Genomic DNA, 20,504 nt, shown 5'->3' with positions numbered 1-20,504 from the left:
ACCGTTCCCAAACCCGGCGTCAAGAGATCATTGCCGATTGTCGCCGAGAATCCGCCAACGCGCACCTGCCGGCGAGGTCAGGGGCACTGTTCGGAAACTTGTGAGAACTACACTGTGGGGCGACAACGGCGGCGATGAGGGGAACTGCGTGCCAGTGAAGAAGCCGGCGGCGGTCATGCGTGACGTCGCCAAGCTCGCGGGTGTCTCCCACCAGACGGTGTCCCGGGTGCTCAACGAGCATCCGAACGTCCGCCAGGAGACCCGGGCCCGGGTGCTGGAGGCGATGGAGTCGCTGGACTACCGCCGCAACCTGGCGGCCCGCACCCTGGTCACCCGCCAGTCCCACACGCTGGGCATCATCGGCTTCGAGACGACGCTGTTCGGCCCGGCCTCCATGCTGTACGGCATCGAGGACGCCGCCCGCACAGCCGGCTACCTGGTCAGCATCGCCACGGTCCGCAACCTGGAACAGCGGCCGGTGATCGAGGCGGTCGACCGGCTGCGCCAGCACGCGGTGGACGGCATCATCGCGATCGCGCCCAAGCCCGCCGTGACCGACGGGCTGATGCAGGCGCCGTCCGGGCTGTCCTGCGTGGCGGTCGGCGGCGCCGGCGCGGGCGACGGGGTGCCGACCGTCCGGGTGGACAACGCCGGCGGCGCCCGGCTCGCCACCCGGCACCTGCTCGACCTGGGCCACCGCACGGTGCACCACGTGGCCGGGCCGGCCGACTGGCCGGAGGCCCAGGAGCGCATCGCCGGCTGGCGCGACACCCTGATCGAGGCCGGCGCCGAGGTGCCCCCGGTGCTGCCGCAGTCCTGGAACGCCGAGACCGGGTACGTGCAGGGCCAGGCGCTGGCCCGCGACCCGGCGGTCACGGCGATCTTCTGCGCCAACGACCGGATCGCCCTGGGCGTGCTGCGCGCCCTGCACGAGGCCGGCCGCAAGGTCCCGGAGGAGGTCAGCGTCGTCGGCTTCGACGACATGCCCGACTCCGGATACTTCCTGCCCCCGCTGACCACGGTGCACCAGGACTTCGCCGAACTCGGCCGGCTCAGCCTGGCGCTGCTGCTGGAGCACATGGCGGGTCCGGAGTCCCCGGCGCACGTCGTGGTCACCCCCCAGCTGGTGGTCCGGGCCAGCACCGCCCGCCCGGCGACCGGGCGGGACGGGACGTGAGAAGGCCCGGAGCGCGTTCGCGCCCCGGGCCTCCGCCTCAGGTCAGGCCGTCGTGCAGGTCAGGTTCTGCACCGTGGTCGGTGTCGAACCCGTGCCGGTGAAGCCGAAGGTCGTATAGCTGTTGGCCGCGATCGAGCCGTTCCACGACTCGTTCGTCACCGTGGCCATCGACCCGCTCGCGGTCAGCTTGCCGCTCCACAACTGGCTGATCGTCTGCCCGCCGGGGAACGTCCACGACACCTTCCACTTGGCCACCGGGGTGGCGGCGGCGTGCACCATCACCTCGCCCTGGAAACCGCCGCCCCAGGAGCCGACGACGTTGTACATCGCGGAGCACCCGCTGCCCGCCGGCGGCGGGGTGGTCGGCGGGGTCGTCGGCGGGGTGGTCGGCGGGGTCGTCGGCGGCGTGGTCGGCGGCGTGGTCGGCGGTGTCGTCGGCGGTGTCGTCGGCGGGATGGTGCTGTCGCCGACGCCGGTCACCTCACCGTTGCCGCCGTCGAAGGTCACGTCCGAGCAGCCGTAGAAGGTCTCCTGGCTGTCCGACCGGGACCAGACCGAGTAGATCAGGTGCTTGCCGGACTTGCCCGAGGGCAGCCGCCCGGTCCACGAGTACCGGCCGTCGTTGGTGCCCGGTCCGCCCACCGACTCCGGGTTGACCACCTGGGAGAACGGGGTCGGCTCGAGGTCGCTCCAGGCCAGCGGACGGGTCGGGCTCCAGCTGTCCTTGGTGATGTAGAGCGAGAACGTGCCGGGGTGCTTCGCCCAGTTGTTGTAGTCGAACCGCATGCTGGCGCCCGCCGTGAGGTGGGTCTGCGGCCAGTCGTTGCGGGCCAGGTTGTAGCCGGTGAAGTCGTACGGGCCACCGGTGCCGCCGCTGCACAGCTGGCCGTCCGGGATGAAGCCGGCCATCCGGCCGCCACCGTCCGAGCGCAGCACGGCGAACCAGTTGTAGAGCGGGGTGGTGCCGCTCTGCGCCACCGCGGCGGCGCAGGCCGGGTTCTTCGGGATGATCGCCCCGTTGGTCCCGGAGAGGCCGTCCTTCCAGCAGAAGTAGGTCCGGCTGCCCGGGACCATCATGGCCCCGTGCGCCTCCGCCGCGGGCTGCAGCACGGTCACCCCCACGCCGGTGGCGAGCAGCACCGCGGCCGCGTACAGGAATCTCTTCTTCATCTCGGTCCTCTCAGCCGTTCGGGAACAGCCGGGCGTAGTCCGCGTAGCCGGTGGCGACGTCGACCTGGGCCCAGAATCGGTGGTAGTTGAAGGTCGGCGCGGCGCCGCCCTTGAGGTAGGCGTCGACCTTCGGGAAGTCCGGGTCGTTCTTGTAGAAGGAACGGATGTCCAGGAAGGACTTGCCCGGTGCGATCACGTCGCCGTTGGGCATCTTGCCGGTCCAGCCCGGCGGGATGTAGAGGCCCTGGCCGGTGGACGCGTTGTAGACGTCGTCGAACCGGTTGTAGTCCGCGCGCGTCTCGGTGACCGAGACACCCTTCGAGTCCTTCTTCGTCCAGATCGCGTCGAGCAGGTTCTTCGCCGCCGTCTTGGCCGCGGCGTTGCCGGACTTCGCGGCGTAGTAGGTGAGCAGCTTGGCGAACGAGCCCGCCACGCCGAGGTCCTGGCCCTTGCTGGTCACCGTGACGTGCAGGTTGGTGTTGGCGGCCGGGTTCGACGCGTTCCAGGTGGCCGGTGCGCCCGACCACTCCATGTCCGACGGGATGGAGAAGTCGGTCGCGCTGATCGTGCTCTGGCTCAGCGCCCACGGCACCCACTTGTCGAGCACCGACTTGGCCTTGGCGTCGCCGGTCGTGTAGTAGTACTCGGCCAGCCGCTCCAGCGACCAGGTCTGCATGCCGAACCAGCGGTTCGACGGCGGGTCCTCGTAGACCGGCGCCACGACGTAGGACATCCCGTAGAACGTCGGGGTGCCGGCCGGCGGTGCCTGGTAGGCGCCGTTCCAGCTGTTGGTCGCGCCGCCGGCGATGGCGCCCTCGGACGACTGCAGCCACTGGTAGAACTCCAGCTGCCGGTTGAGGCTGGCCTGCCAGTCGGCCTTGGCCGTGGGCGACTTCGGGGCGAACGCCGAGACGTTGGACAGCACGTACGCCGCCATCGGGTTCTGGTAGCCGAAGTGGCTGGTACTGGAGCCGATCCGCCAGGCCCAGCCGGCCTGGGTGTCGGTGGCCCCACCCCAGGCGTAGTACCAGGACATCAGGTTGCTCGAGCTGCTCTTGCCGCTGCCCGCGGCGCAGGACGTCGAGGTGCAGCCCGGGTTCTTGAAGTACTTGTCGTAGAAGGAGTACCGCAGGTAGTCGCCCATCTTCGCGGCGTTGGCCACGGCGGTGGACAGCTGCGACTGCTTGCCCTGCGCGGTCGCCCAGGTCAGCGCCCAGTAGGCCGCCTGGACGGCGCGCGAGTCGGCGTCCGGGGCGTTGGTGTACTTCCACTGCTTGGCGTACGACGCGTCCTTGGTGAACAGGTCGAGGTAGCCGTTGGGGCCGCCGTGCGCGAACGTGTCACAGGACGGCTGCGGCACGGTCTCCCAGGTGGACTCCTGCGGCCCGCGCTGGAAGGTGTTGATGTAGGTGACCCGGCTGGTGCCGTCACCGCAGTGGCCGAAGCCGTAGACGTTGTCCACATCCAGCAGCCAGTGCATGCCGTAGATGTCGGAGGTGCCGTACGCGCTCTTGAGCTCGTTCGCCAGCGGGTCCGTGCCCACCGACACACCGGTCTCCAGCTGCGACGGGTACTGCGACGGCAGCGGGTGCTCGGCGGCGTAGGTGGCCGGCTTCGACGGGTCGTACTTGTCGTTGGTGGGCTGGTCGGCGTGCGACGGGATGATGTACTTCTCCATCGTCGTCCAGGCCGAGTTGAACGGCGCCCAGTCCCCGGTGGCCTGGCCGTGCTCGGCCTCCAGCCACAACCAGTAGCTGAACGCCTCGGACGTGGTCTCGTGGCCCTGGTCGGGCGCCTCGTCGATCAGCGTCTCGATCGAGTGGTACGGCACCCCCTCGGGGCTGAAGTAACCGTTGGCCGGGTTCTTGATGTCGTTGTAGAGCTGGGTGAACCGGGCGTCCACGCTGCCCTCGGCCACCACGGTCGCGGTGACGCTGGCCGCGGTGTGCCCGGTGGCCGACGCCGTGAACGTGGCGGTGGAGTCCACGGCCGCCGCGGCGGTCGCGGCCACCGTGACGGTCTGCGCGGTGTTCCAGTTGGCCGTCGTGAAGGTCAGCGACGCCGGGGTCGCCGAGACCGTGGTGGCGCCGGCGCTGCGGGCGATCGTGACGGTGGTGTTCGCCGTGGGCGCCTTGGACAGGGTCACCTTGAACGTCGCCGTCTTGCCCGGCGAGACGGTGATCCCGGTGGCGTCGGCGAGGACCGACGGGGTGGTGGTCGCGTCGACGAAGACCGGCACGTCCGCGGTCGGGCTCTTCACCCCCGCCGCGTCGTACGCGATGGCCTGCAGGTGGTAGGCCGCGGTCTGCGCCGGGACGCTGCCCCAGGTGTACGCGTACGGCGCCGCCGTGTCGGTGTTGAGCAGCAGGCCGTCGTGGTAGAACTCGACCTTGCTGATCGTGGTGCCGCTCGCCGCGGTCGCGGTGGCCGCGATCGGGATCGAGGCGGGCGAGGTGAACCGGGTGTTGGCGGCCGGGCTGGTGATCGACACCGTCGGCGCGGCGGCGCCGTTGCACGGCGTGCCGTTGAGGGTGAACGCCGTCGGCACCGGGTTGGCGGAGCCGAACGAGCCGTTGAAGCCCGTGCTGATCGTGGCGCCGGTGCCCAGGGTGCCGTTCCACGCCGCGTTGGCGACCGTGACGTGCCGGCCGCTCTGGGTGTACGTGCCGTTCCAGCCCTGGGTGACCCGCTGCGCCGCGTCGGGGAAGTCGTACTCGAGGCGCCAGCTGGTCACCGGGTCACCGGAGTTGGTGATGGCGATGTCACCGGTGAAGCCGCCGCTCCATTGGCTCTGTACGCGGTAGACGACCGTGCAGCCGGCGGCCGCCTGCGCGGGCGACGACCCGGCGACGACCAGGCCGGCGCCGAGCAGTGCCGCGGCCGCGGCGGCGAGACCGCGTCGATAACGCGATCGGGGGGACAGGGGGGATCTCATCGCGGGTCCTTCCTGAGGGTGGGGCGGGTCATGACGTGACCGCACAGGTGATCGGCGCGGGGACGGGGTTGGTGCCGGTGATGGAGGCGAGGAACCCGAACGTGGTGGACGCGTTCGGGGCCAGGACGCCGTTCCAGCCGGCGTCTCGCACGGTGACCGCCGTGCCGGTCTGACCGCCGGTGCCACCCCACACCTGGTTCATGACCTGGCCGGCGCCGAACGTCCAGCCGACGGACCAGGCCCTGGTGGGAGCGGTGCCGGTGTTCTTGACGGTCACCTCGCCCTGGAACCCTCCGGTCCAGGATCCGGTGATCCGGTAGGTCGCCGAGCAGCCGGACGCCGGTGCGGGCGTGGAGGCCGAGGGGGACGGCGAGGCCGAGGCCGACGGCGGGACGGAGACCGACGGCGAGGGGGACGGCGAGGACGACGCCGTGGTGGACGGGGTGGGCGACGAGGTGGCGCCGCCGGTGCGGTCGGCGTAGAGGATGCCGCGGCCGTTGGTGCCGAGGTAGACCCGGCCGTACACCCGGGGGTCGCCGGCCAGCGCCTCCCCCGCGTTGCCGTACTGGTGGGCGTCGTCGTTGATCCGCACCCAGGCCGCGCCGCCGTTGTCGGAGCGGAACACCCCGGCCACGCCGTCGACCGTGCCGATGGTGAACACCGCCGGGTACGCGGCGCCGGGCGCGGCCTTGCCGGTCGAGACGTTCAGCGCCTTGCCCACCCCGGCGACCGCGGTGAACGTGGCCCCGGCGTCGGTGGAGTGCAGCAGCCCGGTCTCCCCGGCCAGCCACACGTCACCGGCCCGGCCGGCCACGGTGTGCAGCTTGACCGGCCCGGTCGCGGGGACGGTCGCGGCCGAGGCGGTGAAGGTGGCGCCGCCGTCCTTGCTGATGTAGAGCTTGCCGGCCGCGTACCCGTAGAAGGTCTTCGGCTCGGCCCGGTCGCTGACGATCTCGGCGCCGGCCGGCAGGCCGGCGGATTTCGTCCAGGAGCTGCCACGGGTGGTCGAGTAGTGCACGTCGGTCCCGGCCGGGGCCCAGACCACCGCGTTCGCGTCGGCGCCGACCGCGACCTTGCCACCGCCGGTGACGCCCGCCGGTTCCTGGCCGTTGTACCAGTTCTTGCCGCCGTCGCTGGAGACGCCGATGTGCGGCGCCGCCGAGTTGTTGCCCACCCGGACGAAGAAGCCCGGGCTGGTCTCGGCGAAGTCCAGGCTGGTGTTGCTGCCCAGGCTCGGGGTGTCGTGGAAGCTCGCCGGGACCGTGTCGAGGTCGGCGTGGTGGAAGCCGCCGATGTCGCCGAGCGCGCTGACCAGCGGGGCGCCGGACGGCGGGCTGGCCAGGTCGAGGACCGCGGTCTCCTCCAGGCCCTTGGCCATCGGCTTGATGGTGAAGGTGGTGTTGCTGTCCCAGTTGGTCAGCTGGGTGGTGCCGTAGACGGTGGCGCCGGTGCCGTAGAGCATCCGGGCGGAGTCGAACGGGTCGATCTCCAGCGACTCGTTCATCCAGCCGAGCTTGGGGGTCGACTCCGGCGGCTGCGGGTTGGTGTTGAAGTCCAGCCACGGGTTCGCCGAGATGTCCATCGTGTACCGCTTGGACACCGACGGGTAGCCGGCGAAGTCCCAGATCCGGGTCCAGGTGGCGCCGCTGTCGGTGCTGCGGAAGAAGATCGCGTCGGGCCACCAGGAGATCTGCGTGGCGACCATCAGCGTGCCGGGCTTCTGCCGGTCCACGGTGAGTCCGGAGTAGCCGTAGTACAGGTCGTCGCCGGCGCTGAGCTTGACCGGGCTGACGTCGGTCCACTCCCCGGTCACCGTGTTGAGCCGGGACACCTGCCCCTTGCCGCCCTCGTACGGGCCGCCGGTGTCGCTGGTGGCCACGTACAGGTAGTGGTTGACCGAGTCCAGCACGCCCTTGTGCGGGACGTAGCCGGTGGGCTGGCCGGGGATCCGCGCCCAGGTGGTGCCGCCGTCGGTGGAGCGGTAGACGTTGTTCTGCTTGTCCGCCACGCCCACGTAGACGTCGCGGGTCACGTCGTCGAACGTCACCCAGGTCAGGCCCTGGTTCTGGTTCAGGTAGCCGTTGGTGTCGGCCGGGTCCTGCACGTAGTTGCCGGCGTTCGGGAACGCGCTGACCTTGGCCCAGGTGGCGCCGCTGTCGGTGCTGCGCCAGAGCCCGTTGCCACCCTCGGCGGCGTAGAAGACGTGGGTGTTGTCGTGCGGGTCGACGGCCAGCCGCTCGCCCATCCCCCGGCCGGGCATGTTGCCGCCGTTCTTGAACGGCAGCTTGGTGACCTGCCAGCTCGCGCCCCGGTTGGCCGAGCGCAGGATCGCGCCGTTGTTCGGGTCCCAGCTGTTGGTGTACATACCGACCGCCGCGTAGACCCGGTCGGGGTTGACCGGGTCGGTGGCGATGCTGGTGACGCCGTTGTAACCCCAGTTGTCCTGGCCCACCCAGTCCAGCAGCGGCACCCAGCTCTGCCCGGCCTGGTTCCAGCGGTAGGCGCCGCCGATGTCGGTCCGGGCGTAGATCAGGTTCTTCTCCTTGCGGTTGAAGATCAGGCCGGGCACGAAGCCGCCGCCGTCGATGCGCACGTTCTTCCAGCTGTACGGTTCGACGGCGGCAGCCGTGGCGGCCCGGTCGGCCGACTGGACCACGAAGGTCATCGCGCCGATGAGCACGGCCGCGGCGGCCAGAGTGATGAATCTTGGACGTCGCAAAAGGATTCCTCTCCGGACACGTCTGCGGCGCCGGGGGTGCGCCATCGACGGACGTGAACATGGGAGCGCTCCCATGAATGTGGTCCCCGGACATCTCATTGTCAAGAGTCGGAAACAAATGACGCTCTGTTGACAACTACTGAACCGAGGAAGTAGGAAGATGCCCATCGATCGTGGGAGCGCTTCCGACATCGATGGAGGACTCTGTGAGACGCAAACTTCTCGGCGGCCTGGCCGCCCTGTTCGTGGCGGTGGCCGGCGTGGTCACCGTGGCGGCCCAGCCCGCGCAGGCGGCGGTGGGCTTCACCGTCAGCGGCGGCCGGATCCTGGACGCCAACGGCAACAACTTCGTGATGCGCGGCGTCAACCACGCCCACACCTGGTATCAGGACCGCACCCCGCAGGCGCTGGCCGACATCAAGGCGCTGGGCGCCAACACGGTCCGCATCGTGCTCGGCAGCGGGCAGCGCTGGGGCCCGGACAACGCCGCCAACGTGTCCACCGTGATCAGCCAGTGCAAGGCGAACCGGCTGATCTGCGTGCTGGAGGCGCACGACACCACCGGCTACGGCGAGCAGAGCGGCGCCGCCACCCTGGCCCAGGCGGTCGACTACTGGATCAGCATCAAGAGCGCGCTGGCCGGCCAGGAGCGCTACGTCATCCTGAACATCGGCAACGAGCCGTACGGCAACACCAGCACCGCGGGCTGGGTCGCGGACACCAAGAACGCGATCACCCGGCTGCGCGCCGCCGGCTTCGAGCACTCCATCATGGTGGACGCGCCGAACTGGGGCCAGGACTGGTCGTTCACCATGCGCGACAACGCCGCCTCGGTGTTCGCCACCGACCCGCAGAAGAACACCATCTTCTCGATCCACATGTACGGCGTCTACGACACGGCCGCCGAGATCACCGACTACCTGGGCCGGTTCCGCACCGCCGGGCTGCCGATCGTGGTGGGCGAGTTCGGCCACAACCACTCCGACGGCAACCCCGACGAGGACACCATCCTGGCCACCGCCCAGTCCCAGGGCATCGGCTACCTCGGCTGGTCGTGGAGCGGCAACGGCGGCGGCGTCGAGTACCTCGACCTGGTCACCAACTTCAACGCCGCCGCGCTGACCTCCTGGGGCGACCGGCTGTTCAACGGCGCCAACGGCATCAAGGCGACCTCCCGCGAGGCGTCCGTCTTCGGCGGCACCACGCCCACCACGCCGACCACTCCCCCGTCCTCCCCGCCGACCTCCCCCTCGACCCCGCCGTCCAGCCCGCCGCCCGCGGGCAAGACGTGCACCGCCACCTACGCGGTCATCGGGCAGTGGGGCGGCGGCTTCCAGGGCGCGGTCACCGTCAAGGCCGGCAACGCCGCGATCACCTCGTGGACGGTCACCTGGACGTGGCCCAGCGGGCAGCGCTTCACCAACACCTGGAACGCCACGGTCAGCGGCACCGGTGACGCGGTGACCGCCCGCAACGCGCCGTACAACGGCTCGGTGCCGGCCGGCGGCAGCACCAGCTGGGGCTTCACGGCCAGCTACACCGGCACGAACACCGCACCCACCGCCACCTGCGCGGCCGCCTGACCCCCCACCAGGGGCCGCCCAGCGGTCCGGCCCGTACAGCCCCGGGCCGGACCGCTACCCGGCCGCAACCGCCGCGCACCCGTGCTGCTCCCCCGGACCGCCAGTCTGGGGGGCCCTCCAGCCCTGGGAGCACCGTGACCACGACACACGCGCCGGTGGACGCCGGTCGCCTGGCCGACGAGCTGCTGACCCTGGAGATCGGCTTCACCGCGACCTTCCACGACGACGCGGCCACGGCCGCCCGCCTCGAGCACGACGCCGCCGGGCTGGGCCGCACCCAGCTGGAGCTGCGCGCCCGGGTGGCCCGGGCCGTCGTCATGCTGCGCGAGGGCGACACGGTCGCCGGGGGCCGGCTGACCCACCAGGTCTACCCGCAGGCCGTCGAGCTGGGCGACGGCTACGTGCTCTCCCGCTGCCACCGCGCGCTGTCGATCTTCTTCCGCCAGCTCGGTGACAACGCCACCGCGCTCGCCCACGCCGTGCAGTGCATGTCGCACACCCCCGGCGACGTGCCGCCGGCCATCCGCAGCCGGCACCTGATGTGCCTGGCCGTGCTGCTCGACGAGACCGGCTCGCCGGACGAGGCCCTGCGGGCGTTCGCCGAGGCGCTGGCCCTGGCCACCGCCCACGGCGACGGCCAGCTGGCGCTGCACCTGCTCAACAACATGACCTACACCGCGTACGAGCGGGGTGACCTGGCGGCCGCCGAGGAGCTGGTGCGCCGGATGCGGACCACCTCCGCGACCGCCGGGATCGGGCTCAGCGCCACCTGCCTGGACACCCTGGCCCGGGTCGCGATGCTGGGCGGGCGGCACGGCGAGGTGGCCGAGGTGCTGGCCCCGCTGCTCGTCGACGACGCGCCCCGGCACCTGATCGACGAGGGCAACGCGCTGGAGGAGGCCCTGCTCACCGCCGCCGAGGCGAAGCGGGAGCTGGGCCAGGCCGGCGACGCGCAGATCCTGCTGGACCGGGTGTTCCGGCTGTGCGCCGACCACGAGCTGGCCGGCCTGCAGGCCCGGGCCCGGGAGCAGCAGGCCCTGCTGCACGCCGCCACCGGGCGCTACCGGGAGGCCTTCGAGGAGTACCGGCGCTTCCACGTCGAGACGCAGGTGCTCACCTGCGCCCAGCAGGACGCCCGCTCCCGGGCGCTGCAGGCGGTGTACCAGGCGGAGGAGGCGCGCCGGGCCACGGAAACGTTCCGCGAGCTGGCCCACCGCGACGCCCTGACCGGCCTGCACAACCGGCGGCACGCGGACGAGGAGCTGCCCGCGGCGCTGGCGGCGGGCGCGGCGGACGGCACGCCGGTGTCGGTCGCGCTGATCGACCTGGACCACTTCAAGCGGGTCAACGACACGCTCTCGCACGCGACCGGGGACACCGTGCTGCGCCGCGTGGCCGGGCTGCTCACCGCGGCCGCGCCGCCGGGCGCCCTGGTCGCCCGGATCGGCGGCGAGGAGTTCGTGGTGCTGCTGACCCGCACGGAAGGCGCGGCGGCGGTCCGGGCCTGCGAGCGGATCCGGGCGGCCGTGGCCGGCGCCGACTGGTCCGCAGTCACCCGCGGCCTGCCGGTGACGTGCAGCATCGGCGTCACCACGGTGACCGGCGCCGGGCCCACCCCGGCCACGGCACTGGCCGCCGCCGACCGCAACCTCTACGCGGCCAAGCGCTCGGGCCGGGACCGGGTCTGCGGCGACCCGGTCACCGCTGCGGTGTGAAGCCGCCGCTCACCTTCGCGTCCTTGCCGCCCGCGCCGGCCGCGGCGGCGTAGCTGTCGTCCGCCGCGTCCCGCTTGCCGGCGGCGTGGTTGAACTGCACCGCGAACGTGTACTCGCCCGGCGCCAGGGTGAAGCCCTGCTGCAGAGTGAAGCGGTAGACCAGCATCTTGGCGGTCCGGCTGCTCGTCATCGCGAGCATGTTGGTCGGTACGTTGCTCCACCGGCCGGTCTCGACCACCCCGGCGGTGAGCGCGACCTCGACGGTGACGTCCAGGGCGGTGATCGTCCGGGTGGTCTCCAGCACCACGTTGCCCTGCGACCAGCCGTCGTTGGAGTGCGGGTCGACCAGCCCGGTCGAGGCGAGGAACCCGTCCCGGGCGGGATCCGGCGGGGTGCCGGCGGGCGAGCTCGGCGGCGGCGACGGCGTGCCGGTGGTGCTCCGGGACGGCCTGGTGGGCACCGTGGTGGTCGAGGTCGCCGTGGACGGCTTGGGCTGGGCCGTGGTGGCCGGGACCGACGGCGCCGGCCCGGCCGTCGGTGCGGCCGCCGGGGTGTCGTCCACCTCCGGCCCGCGGTTGCCCCAGCGGACCCCGGCGACGGCCAGCACCAGCACCACCGCCACGGCGACCGCGGCGGCGACCGGGCGCAGCAGCACCAGGAACCTGTCGAGCGGCCGGCGGGCCGGCGCGGACCGGCCCTGCGCGATCCGGGTCAGCATCGCCTCCCGGTCCGGCCGGTGCCGGTCGGCCTCCTCGCGCAGCGCCGTGCGGAGGTCGCGTTCGTCATGCTGACGCATGCAGTCCTCCCGTCGTCACCGGCAGATCCTTGAGGTGCTCGCTGAGCTGGGCCGCACCGCGTGAGGTCAGGCTCTTGACCGCGCCGATCGAGATGCCGAGGATCTCGGCGACCTCGCGCTCCGGCACGTCGAACGCGTACCGCAGGACCACGCACTCGCGGCGGCGCAGCGGCAGGTGACGCAGGGCGGCCCGGACGTCGAGCACCGCGGGGGTGTCCGGTTCGCCCCGGTCCCGGCGCAGCAGGCCCAGCCCGAGCAGGCCGGCCCGCTCCCGGCTCTGCCGCTTGATCCACTGGCGGGCCAGGTTGGCCAGGATGCCCCGGGCGTACGCGATCGGGCTGTCCGCCGCCTGGACCCGCTCCCAGTGCCGCCACACCTCGACGAACGCGTCCGCGGCCAGGTCGTCGGCCACGCCGGACTCACCCGTCACCAGGTAGGCCAGCCGCGACAGGTCCGCGTGGTGCTGCTCGAAGAAGCGCCGGAAGGCACGCTCCGCGTCCGGGTCCGTCACACGATCCTTTCCGATCCTCGGTACGGGGTACGGGCCGGCTACCCCGGCTGTGCGAATACACGGAACCGGAGCAGCCGGAGTTCAATCGCGCGGGCCGAGGTGTCGAGGGTGCCCGCGCCGGGGGACGGCGTCAAGAAACCCACGAGGAGGCCGGGTGAGGTCCTGATGGAACGGCCTCCTCGCGGGTCACTTGCCCCACTAGTGGCCGGCCCGGCCCGGAAGGTTGCCACCCGCCGCGAAGTTTTTTCCCGGTCGATCAGAATTCGAGAAGCGCGGGTGATCCGGCCGCACGTACCGTGGCCGCATGCCCAGAGCCAGCAGCCACGACGTGATCCGCGTGCACGGCGCGCGGGAGAACAATCTCAAGGACGTCAGCATCGAGATCCCGAAGCGGCAGCTGACGGTCTTCACCGGGGTCTCCGGCTCGGGCAAGAGCTCGCTGGTGTTCGGCACGATCGCCGCGGAGTCCCAGCGGCTGATCAACGAGACCTACAGCGCGTTCGTGCAGGGCTTCATGCCGACCCTGGGCCGGCCCGAGGTCGACGTGCTGGAGGGGCTGACCACCGCGATCATCGTCGACCAGCAGCGGCTGGGCGCCGACCCCCGGTCCACGGTCGGCACCGTCACCGACGCCAACGCGATGCTGCGCATCCTGTTCAGCCGGCTCGGCAAGCCGCACATCGGCTCGCCCCAGGCCTTCTCCTTCAACGTCGCCTCGATCAGCGGGGCGGGCGCGGTCACCCTGGAGCGCGCCGGGCGCACCGTGAAGGAGCGCCGGGAGTTCAGCATCACCGGCGGCATGTGCCCGCGCTGCGAGGGCCGGGGCCGGGTCTCCGACATCGACCTCGCCCAGCTCTACGACGCCTCGAAGTCGATCGCCGAGGGCGCGTTCACCATCCCGGGCTGGAAATCCGACAGCTTCTGGACCGTGCGCACCTACGCCGAGTCCGGCTTCGTCGACCCGGACAAGCCGATCGCCAAGTTCACCAAGCGGGAGCTGAACGACTTCCTCTACAAGGAACCGACCAAGATCAAGGTCCAGGGCGTCAACCTCACCTACGAGGGGCTGATCCCCAAGATCCAGAAGTCGTTCCTGAGCAAGGACAAGGAGGCGATGCAGCCGCACATCCGGGCGTTCGTGGAGCGGGCGGTCACCTTCACCGTCTGCCCCGAGTGCGACGGCTCCCGGCTCAGCGCGGCGGCCCGCTCCTCGAAGATCAAGAAGATCAGCATCGCCGACGCCTGCGCGATGCAGATCAGCGACCTGGCGGGCTGGGTGCGGGAGCTGCACGAGCCGTCGGTGGCGCCGCTGCTGGCCAAGCTGGCGCACACCCTCGACTCGTTCGTCGAGATCGGGCTGGGCTACCTCTCGCTGGAGCGGCCGTCCGGCACGCTGTCCGGCGGCGAGGCGCAGCGGGTCAAGATGATCCGCCACCTCGGCTCCCCGCTCACCGAGATCAGCTACGTCTTCGACGAGCCCACCATCGGACTGCACCCGCACGACATCCAGCGGATGAACAACCTGCTGCTGCGGCTGCGGGACAAGGGCAACACCGTGCTGGTCGTGGAGCACAAGCCGGAGACGATCGCGATCGCCGACCACGTGGTCGACCTCGGCCCGGGCGCCGGCACCGCCGGCGGCGAGGTGGTCTTCGAGGGCACGTTCGCCGGGCTGCGGGCCAGCGGCACGCTGACCGGGCGGCACCTGGACGACCGGAGCACGGTCAAGCCGTCGGTGCGGACCCGCTCGGGGGTGCTGGCGGTGCGCGGCGCCACCACCCACAACCTGCGCGACGTCGACGTGGACATCCCGCTCGGCGTGCTGGTGGTGCTCACCGGCGTGGCCGGATCGGGCAAGAGCTCGCTGATCCAGGGCTCGGTGGCGGGCCGGGACGGGGTGGTGACGGTCGACCAGGCGGCGATCAAGGGCTCGCGGCGCAGCAATCCGGCCACCTACACCGGGCTGCTCGAGCCGATCCGCAAGGCGTTCGCGAAGGCCAACGGTGTCAAGCCCGCGCTGTTCAGCGCCAATTCCGAGGGTGCCTGCCCGACCTGCAACGGCGCCGGCGTCACGTACGTGGACCTGGCGATCATGGCCGGCATCGCCTCGGTCTGCGAGGAGTGCGAGGGCAAGCGGTTCCAGGCCGAGGTGCTCGAGTACACCTTCGGCGGGCGCAACATCGCCGAGGTGCTGGCCATGCCGGTCGAGGAGGCCGAGGAGTTCTTCGCCGACGGCGCGGCGGCCACCCCGGCCGCCCGGGCGATCCTGGCCCGGATGGCCGACGTCGGCCTGGGCTACCTCACCCTCGGCCAGCCGCTCACCACGCTGTCCGGCGGCGAGCGGCAGCGGCTCAAGCTGGCCACCCACCTGGGCGAGAAGGGTGGGGTCTACGTGCTCGACGAGCCCACCACCGGCCTGCACCTCGCCGACGTGCAGCACCTGCTCGGCCTGCTCGACCGGCTGGTCGACTCCGGCAAGTCGGTGGTGGTCATCGAGCACCACCAGGCCGTCATGGCGCACGCCGACTGGATCATCGACCTCGGGCCGGGCGCCGGCCACGACGGCGGCCGGGTGGTGTTCGAGGGCACACCCGCCGACCTGGTGGCCGCCCGCACCACCCTCACCGGCGAGCACCTCGCCACCTACGTCGGCGCCTGACCCACCCGCCGTCAGCCCTGCCGCAGGCCGGTGGGGCTGACGGGGTCAGGCCGGGCGGTGCAGGACCACCACGCCCCGGGGCTCCAGCACTCCCGGGGCGCCGTGCAGGACCTCGCCCGGCAGGCCGGTGAGGTCCACCGGCTCCGCCGTCCGGTTGATCAGGAACCAGAAGTCGCCGCGGACCGCCAGCTCCACCCGGCCGCGCAGCCCGGGTGGCAGCTCGCTCGGCACGCCGGCACGGCCCAGCAGGTCGGCCAGCACCGGCGCCAGGCCGTCCGGCCCGAGCCGGGTGGAGACGTACGCCGCCGAGCCCGCCCCCGCCGCCCGCCGGGTGATCGCCGGGCCGCCGCCCCGGTACGACGCCAGCACCTCGACGCCGTCGCCGGTGACCGTGACGCCGTCGGTCCACAGGGTGCCGGTCAGCCCGTTGTCCAGCTCGGCCCGCTCGTCGTCGCCCAGCGGGGCGAACTCCTCGATCCGGATGCCCAGCAGCTCCCGCAGCGGGCCGGGATAGCCGTCCAGCCAGACGTGGTCGTGCTCGTCGACGATGCCGGAGAAGTACGTGGTCACCAGGTGCCCCCCGGCCGCCACGTACGCCGTCAGCCGCTCCGCCAGCGCGGCCGGCACCACGTGCAGCACCGGCGCCACCACCAGGTCGTAGCCGGCGAAGTCCCGGCCCACCGGCAGCACGTCGGCGCGCACGCCCAGCGCCAGGAACGCCGTGTACCAGTCCAGCGCCTCGCGGTGGTAGCGCAGCCGGTCCGTCGGGTGCGAGTCCTGCTCACTGGCCCACCAGGACGCCCAGTCGAACAGGATGGCGGCGCGGGCCGGGGTCCGTGCCGTACCCGCGATCGGGGCCAGCCGCCGCAGCGTCGCGCCCAGCCGGACCACCGACCGGAAGACCTCGCTGTGCGCGCCGGCGTGCGGCAGCATCGCCGAGTGGTACTTCTCCGCCCCGGCCCGCGACTGCCGCCACTGGAAGAAGCAGACCGCGTCGGCGCCGTGCGCCACGTGGGTGAGCGAGTCGCGGGCCAGCTCGCCCGGCTGCTTCGGCACGTTGATCGGCTGCCAGTTGACCGCGCTGGTGGAGTGCTCCATCAGGAACCACGGCCGGCCGCCGGCGAGGTTGCCGGTCAGGTTGGCCGAGAAGGACAGCTCGTCCAGGGCCCGCGGCCCGCGCTGCACGTAGTGGTCGTTGGCGATGAAGTCGACCTCGGCCGCCCAGTCGGCGTAGTCCATCGGCTTCTGCCCGCCCATCACCATGAAGTTGGTGGTGGCCGGCACGTCCGGGGTGAGCTCGCGCAGCACCGCCCGCTCGGCGCGCAGGTAGTCCTTGAGCGCGTCGGAGGAGAAGCGCTTGAAGTCCAGCTGCTGGGTCGGGTTGGGGTGGGTGGCCGCCTGCCGGGGCGGCAGGATCTGCGCCCAGTCGCTGTAGTGCTGCGACCAGAACGCGGTGCCCCAGGCCGCGTTGAGCGCGTCCAGGTCGCCGTACCGCGCGGCCAGCCAGGTGCGGAAGGCCGCCGCGGCGTCGTCGGAGTAGTCGTAGACGTTGTGGCAGCCCAGCTCGTTGGAGATGTGCCAGGCGGCCAGCGCCGGGTGCCGGCCGTACCGCTCGGCCATCGCGCGGACCAGCCGCAGCGCGTGCGCGCGGAAGATCGGCGAGGTGGGCCGCCAGTGCTGGCGGCCGCCCGGCCAGACCGTCGCGCCGTGCGCGTCGACGGGCAGGATCTCCGGGTGCTTCGCGGTCAGCCACGGCGGCGGGGACGCCGTCGCCGTGGCCAGGTCGACCGCGATGCCGCCGGCGTGCAGCAGCTCGATGACCTCGTCGAGCCAGCCGAAGTCGTACTTGCCCTCGACCGGTTCGAGCCGGGCCCACGAGAAGATCGCAAGCGAGACGACGGTGACCCCGGCGGCCCGCATGTGCCGGATGTCGTCGTCCCAGGTGGCGCGCGGCCACTGTTCAGGGTTGTAGTCGGCGCCGTACTCGATCCGGGGCCCGGCGGCGTCGGGCAGCTGCAGCCAGCGGTGGGGAGTCACTTGACCGTGAAGCCCTGCTCGGTGCCGTACTTGGCGGACTGGTCCTGCCAGGCCTTGAGGCCGTCGGCCAGCGGGGTCGCGGACACGTAGGACTTGCCCACGGTGTCGTTGAAGATGCTGTTCGCGTACACCTGGAAGGGCAGGTACGACCAGCCGGGCACCACGTTCTTGGCGGACTCGGCGAAGACCTCGTTGGCCTTCTGGCCGCCGAAGTACTTGAACTCGGTGCCGAGGAACTCGGCGTTGTCGATGTCGGCGGTGGTGGCCGGGAACGCGCCCTCCTTGATCCGCGAGTCCTTGCCGGCGTCGACGGCCGCGTACTTCAGGAACGCGTAGGCCAGCGCCTTGTTCGCCGACTTCTCCGGTACGGCCAGCGAGCTGCCGCCGTTCTCCGCGCTGGCCTTGCCGCCGGCCTCCCACTGCGGCATCGGGGCGACACGCCACTTGCCGGACGCGGCGGCCGCGCCGGTGACCAGGTTGCCCGGCATCCAGGCGCCGGTGGCCAGGCTGGCGATGGTGCCGTCGGCCAGCGCCTTGAACCACTCGTCGGTCCACGGCGGGATCGGCGCGACCAGCTTCTCGGTGATCATCGGCTGCCAGGTCGAGGCGAACTTCGCCGAGCCCGGGTCCGCGAGGTTGATCGTGACGTCGGTGCCCTGGGTCTGGAACGGCTTGCCGCCGGCCTGCCAGATCATGCTGGTGGTGAAGCCGGCGTCGCCGCTGTCGGCGGTCAGGTACGCCTTCGGGTCGGCCTTGTGCAGCTTGCGGGCGGCCTCGACGTACTCCGCCCAGGTGGCGGGCACGGCGATGCCGTGCTTGTCGAAGACCTCCTTGTTGTAGAACAGCGCCATCGGGCCCGAGTCGATCGGCAGGCCGTAGACCCCGCTGCCGCCGAGCGTCACCGCGTTCCACGGGCCGGGGGTGAAGGTGCTCTTCAGGCCGGACGCGCCGTACCCGCCGATGTCGGCGATCGACTTGGCGAGGGCGAACTGGGGCAGCGCGTAGTACTCGATCTGCGCGACGTCGGGCACCCCGCTGCCGGCCGCGATCGCGTTCTGCAGCGCCGTGTACTGCTTGTCGCCGGTGCCGGCGTTGACCAGCTCGACCTTGACGTTCGGGTATTTGGACTGGAAGGTGGCGACGACGTTCTTGAGCGTGTTGTCCCAGCCCCAGACCGTCAGCGAGCCGCCCTTGGCGAGGGCGGCGTCGACATCAGCCGCGGAGACGCCGCCGCCGGACGTACCGGTGTCGGTCTTGTCGTCACCGCTGCCGCAGGCGGCGAGCGCCAGCACGGCGGCGGTCGCCGCGGCGGCCACCGAGAGAAACCTTCTCATCTGTTGTCCTTTCGGGGGGTTCATTCTTTGACGCTGCCGGCCGCCAGGCCCGACTGCCAGTAGCGCTGCAGCAGGAGGAACGCCGCGAGCAGCGGCAGGATCGTCAGGAGCGATCCGGTGATGACGAGGTTGAACACGGCCTCGCTGCCCGCCGTCTGGGCCTGGGCGTTCCACGCGTTCAGGCCGATGGTCAGCGGGTACCAGTCCGGGTCCTTCAGCATGATCAGCGGCAGGAAGTAGTTGTTCCAGGTGACGACCATGTTGAAGAGCAGTGCCGTGACGATGCCGGGCCCCAGCAGCGGCACGGAGATGCGGAAGAAGGTGCGGAACTCCCCCGCGCCGTCCACCCGGGCGGCCTCGAGCATCTCGTCCGGGATGGCCTGCCCCGAGAAGGTCCACATCAGGTAGAGCCCGAACGGCGAGATCAGCGACGGGATGATCACCGACCACGGGGTGTTGGTCAGGCCCATCTTGCTGAACATCAGGAAGGTCGGCACGGCCAGCGCGGTGCCCGGCACGGCGACCGCGCCGATCACGACGGCGAAGACCGCACGCCGGCCCGGGAAGTCGAACTTCGCCAGCCCGTATCCGGCCAGGGTGGACAGCAGCGTCGCGCCGCCGGCGCCGACCACCACGTACAGCACGGTGTTGCCCAGCCAGCGGACGAAGACGCCGTCGTCGTAGGTGAACGTCTGGCGCAGGTTCGACCAGAGGGCGAAGTCCCCGTTGTCGAACCACAGGCCGAACGAAGAGAGCAGGCCCTCCTGGGTCTTGGTCGCGTTGATCACCAGCCAGGCCAGCGGGATCAGGCTGTAGATCGCGACCAGGCCGGTGAGCAGCGTCAGCACGATGCTGCGCCGCGGGGTGCGGCTGTGCCGCCGGATCCTGGCACGCGGGGCGGTGGCGGCGGGTGCGGCGGCCGAGGGCTGCACTGCGGTGGTCATCAGTTCTCCCTCGTGCCGCGCAGCTGCACGACGTAGGCGATGACCATCGTGATGAGGCCCATGATGATCGCCACGGTGGCGGCGTAGTTGTACTGCTGACCCGAGAAGGACAGCTGGTAGGCGTACATGTTCGGGGTGTAGCCGGTGGTCAGCACGTTCTTGGCCAGCGGGCGCAGGATGGCCGGCTCGTTGAAGAGCTGGAAGCTGCCGATCACCGAGAAGATGGTGGCGATCACCAGGGCGCCGCGGATGGCCGGCAGCTTGATCGCCGTGATGATCCGGAACGCCCCGGCGCCGTCGATCTCGGCGGACTCGTAGAGCGAGCCCGGCACCACGCGCAGCGCGGAGTAGAAGATCAGCATGTTGTAGCCGACGAACTCCCAGGTCACGATGTTGCCGATGGAGGCGAGCGCGAGGCTGCCGCCGAGCGGGTCGGGCAGCGTGACGCCCAGCGCCTCGTTGATGTTGCCGACCAGGCCGAACTGGGTGCCGTACATGAAGCCCCACATCAGCGTGGCCACCACCGCCGGCACCGCGTACGGCAGGAAGATCGTGACCCGGAAGAACGCCTTGCCGTAGAGCCGGCCGCTGTCGATGGCGAGCGCCACCAGCAGCGCGAGCACCAGCATGATCGGCACCTGGACCACCAGGAACAGCGCGACCCGGCCGAACCCGGCCCAGAACTGCTCGTCCCGCAGGGCCTGGGTGTAGTTGTCCAGCCCGACGAAGGAGTTCCCGCCGATGAGCCGGTTGCGGTACAGGCTCAGGTAGATCGAGTAGCCGATCGGGGCCAGGAAGACCAGGGCGAACACGGCCAGGAACGGGCCGACGAACTTCCAGCCCGCCCAGGACCGCCGTCGCTTGGTCACCACGAGGGTGTCGGTCATGCGGTCCCGTCCTTCCCGCCGGTCGCCGGCGTCCCGA

13 protein-coding genes are annotated in these 20,504 nt (G+C 71.4%); 4 read left to right on the top strand and 9 right to left on the bottom strand.

The annotated features are described in order from the left end of the window. The first annotated feature begins 175 nt into the window (after positions 1 to 175). Complete coding sequence (locus tag ACIBQZ_RS22055) at positions 176 to 1,177, top strand: LacI family DNA-binding transcriptional regulator (RefSeq protein ID WP_396090730.1); 1,002 nt, start codon at positions 176 to 178, stop codon at positions 1,175 to 1,177. 42 nt (positions 1,178 to 1,219) lie between these two features. Here ACIBQZ_RS22055 and ACIBQZ_RS22050 read toward each other — a convergent pair whose 3' ends face one another. The 3 genes from ACIBQZ_RS22050 to ACIBQZ_RS22040 are packed head-to-tail and all read right to left on the bottom strand — an operon-like array spanning position 1,220 to position 8,001. Beyond that, positions 1,220 to 2,347, bottom strand: a complete 1,128-nt coding sequence (locus tag ACIBQZ_RS22050) for a lytic polysaccharide monooxygenase (protein ID WP_396090612.1) — start codon at positions 2,345 to 2,347, stop codon at positions 1,220 to 1,222. A gap of 10 nt (positions 2,348 to 2,357) precedes the next feature. Continuing rightward, a complete protein-coding gene (locus tag ACIBQZ_RS22045) occupies positions 2,358 to 5,282 on the bottom strand; it encodes a glycoside hydrolase family 48 protein (protein ID WP_396090611.1) in 2,925 nt (974 codons plus the stop codon). A gap of 28 nt (positions 5,283 to 5,310) precedes the next feature. Then, the gene (locus tag ACIBQZ_RS22040; RefSeq protein ID WP_396090610.1) at positions 5,311 to 8,001 is read right to left on the bottom strand and encodes a cellulose binding domain-containing protein; all 2,691 of its coding nucleotides are present in this window, start codon (positions 7,999 to 8,001) and stop codon (positions 5,311 to 5,313) included. Between the two features lie 206 nt (positions 8,002 to 8,207). Between ACIBQZ_RS22040 and ACIBQZ_RS22035 the strand changes: the two genes are divergently transcribed. Together ACIBQZ_RS22035 and ACIBQZ_RS22030 are read left to right on the top strand one after the other, a co-directional pair. Continuing rightward, on the top strand, positions 8,208 to 9,584 hold the full coding sequence (locus ACIBQZ_RS22035) for a cellulase family glycosylhydrolase (protein ID WP_396090609.1): 1,377 nt from the start codon (positions 8,208 to 8,210) through the stop codon (positions 9,582 to 9,584). A 134-nt stretch (positions 9,585 to 9,718) separates the two neighbouring features. Then, a complete protein-coding gene (locus tag ACIBQZ_RS22030) occupies positions 9,719 to 11,299 on the top strand; it encodes a diguanylate cyclase (protein WP_396090608.1) in 1,581 nt (526 codons plus the stop codon). On the opposite strand, the gene ACIBQZ_RS22025 is transcribed toward ACIBQZ_RS22030, so the two are convergent. Continuing rightward, positions 11,283 to 12,095 (bottom strand): hypothetical protein, encoded by an 813-nt coding sequence (locus ACIBQZ_RS22025; RefSeq protein ID WP_396090607.1) that lies wholly within the window; start codon positions 12,093 to 12,095, stop codon positions 11,283 to 11,285. The two genes, ACIBQZ_RS22030 and ACIBQZ_RS22025, sit on opposite strands and share 17 nt — an antisense overlap. Then, the gene (locus tag ACIBQZ_RS22020; RefSeq protein ID WP_396090606.1) at positions 12,082 to 12,606 is read right to left on the bottom strand and encodes a SigE family RNA polymerase sigma factor; all 525 of its coding nucleotides are present in this window, start codon (positions 12,604 to 12,606) and stop codon (positions 12,082 to 12,084) included. The genes ACIBQZ_RS22025 and ACIBQZ_RS22020 overlap by 14 nt, the downstream gene beginning before the upstream one ends. Before the next feature lie 304 nt (positions 12,607 to 12,910). Here ACIBQZ_RS22020 and ACIBQZ_RS22015 point away from each other — a divergent pair, with 304 nt between their 5' ends. Further along, positions 12,911 to 15,265: an ATP-binding cassette domain-containing protein gene (locus tag ACIBQZ_RS22015; protein WP_396090605.1), complete on the top strand. Its 2,355-nt coding sequence runs from the start codon at positions 12,911 to 12,913 to the stop codon at positions 15,263 to 15,265. Between the two features lie 45 nt (positions 15,266 to 15,310). Here the strand turns inward: ACIBQZ_RS22015 and ACIBQZ_RS22010 are convergent, their stop codons facing one another. The 4 genes from ACIBQZ_RS22010 to ACIBQZ_RS21995 are packed head-to-tail and all read right to left on the bottom strand — an operon-like array spanning position 15,311 to position 20,467. Next, a complete protein-coding gene (locus ACIBQZ_RS22010; protein WP_396090604.1) occupies positions 15,311 to 17,302 on the bottom strand; it encodes a beta-galactosidase in 1,992 nt (663 codons plus the stop codon). Continuing rightward, the gene (locus tag ACIBQZ_RS22005) at positions 17,299 to 18,636 is read right to left on the bottom strand and encodes an ABC transporter substrate-binding protein (protein WP_396090603.1); all 1,338 of its coding nucleotides are present in this window, start codon (positions 18,634 to 18,636) and stop codon (positions 17,299 to 17,301) included. Before ACIBQZ_RS22005 ends, ACIBQZ_RS22010 begins: the two co-directional genes overlap by 4 nt. Before the next feature lie 20 nt (positions 18,637 to 18,656). Next, positions 18,657 to 19,580 (bottom strand): carbohydrate ABC transporter permease, encoded by a 924-nt coding sequence (locus ACIBQZ_RS22000; protein WP_396090602.1) that lies wholly within the window; start codon positions 19,578 to 19,580, stop codon positions 18,657 to 18,659. Continuing rightward, a complete protein-coding gene (locus ACIBQZ_RS21995) occupies positions 19,580 to 20,467 on the bottom strand; it encodes a carbohydrate ABC transporter permease (RefSeq protein WP_396090601.1) in 888 nt (295 codons plus the stop codon). The genes ACIBQZ_RS22000 and ACIBQZ_RS21995 overlap by 1 nt, the downstream gene beginning before the upstream one ends. Positions 20,468 to 20,504: the final 37 nt, after the last annotated feature.

Source organism: Actinoplanes sp. NPDC049599, assembly GCF_044465625.1.
Classification (GTDB): Bacteria; Actinomycetota; Actinomycetes; order Mycobacteriales; family Micromonosporaceae; genus Actinoplanes.
The sequence above is the reverse complement of the archived record's forward strand: the minus strand, read 5'-3'. Positions and strand labels throughout refer to the sequence as shown.

What these genes read in the sequence shown, in the direction of transcription:
- ACIBQZ_RS22045 (WP_396090611.1), bottom strand. Translation starts at nt 5,282, where the DNA reads ATGAGATCCCCCCTGTCCCCCCGATCGCGTTATCGACGCGGTCTCGCC.
- ACIBQZ_RS22025 (WP_396090607.1), bottom strand. Translation starts at nt 12,095, where the DNA reads ATGCGTCAGCATGACGAACGCGACCTCCGCACGGCGCTGCGCGAGGAG.
- ACIBQZ_RS22055 (WP_396090730.1), top strand. Translation starts at nt 176, where the DNA reads ATGCGTGACGTCGCCAAGCTCGCGGGTGTCTCCCACCAGACGGTGTCC.
- ACIBQZ_RS22005 (WP_396090603.1), bottom strand. Translation starts at nt 18,636, where the DNA reads ATGAGAAGGTTTCTCTCGGTGGCCGCCGCGGCGACCGCCGCCGTGCTG.
- ACIBQZ_RS22000 (WP_396090602.1), bottom strand. Translation starts at nt 19,580, where the DNA reads ATGACCACCGCAGTGCAGCCCTCGGCCGCCGCACCCGCCGCCACCGCC.
- ACIBQZ_RS22050 (WP_396090612.1), bottom strand. Translation starts at nt 2,347, where the DNA reads ATGAAGAAGAGATTCCTGTACGCGGCCGCGGTGCTGCTCGCCACCGGC.
- ACIBQZ_RS21995 (WP_396090601.1), bottom strand. Translation starts at nt 20,467, where the DNA reads ATGACCGACACCCTCGTGGTGACCAAGCGACGGCGGTCCTGGGCGGGC.
- ACIBQZ_RS22015 (WP_396090605.1), top strand. Translation starts at nt 12,911, where the DNA reads ATGCCCAGAGCCAGCAGCCACGACGTGATCCGCGTGCACGGCGCGCGG.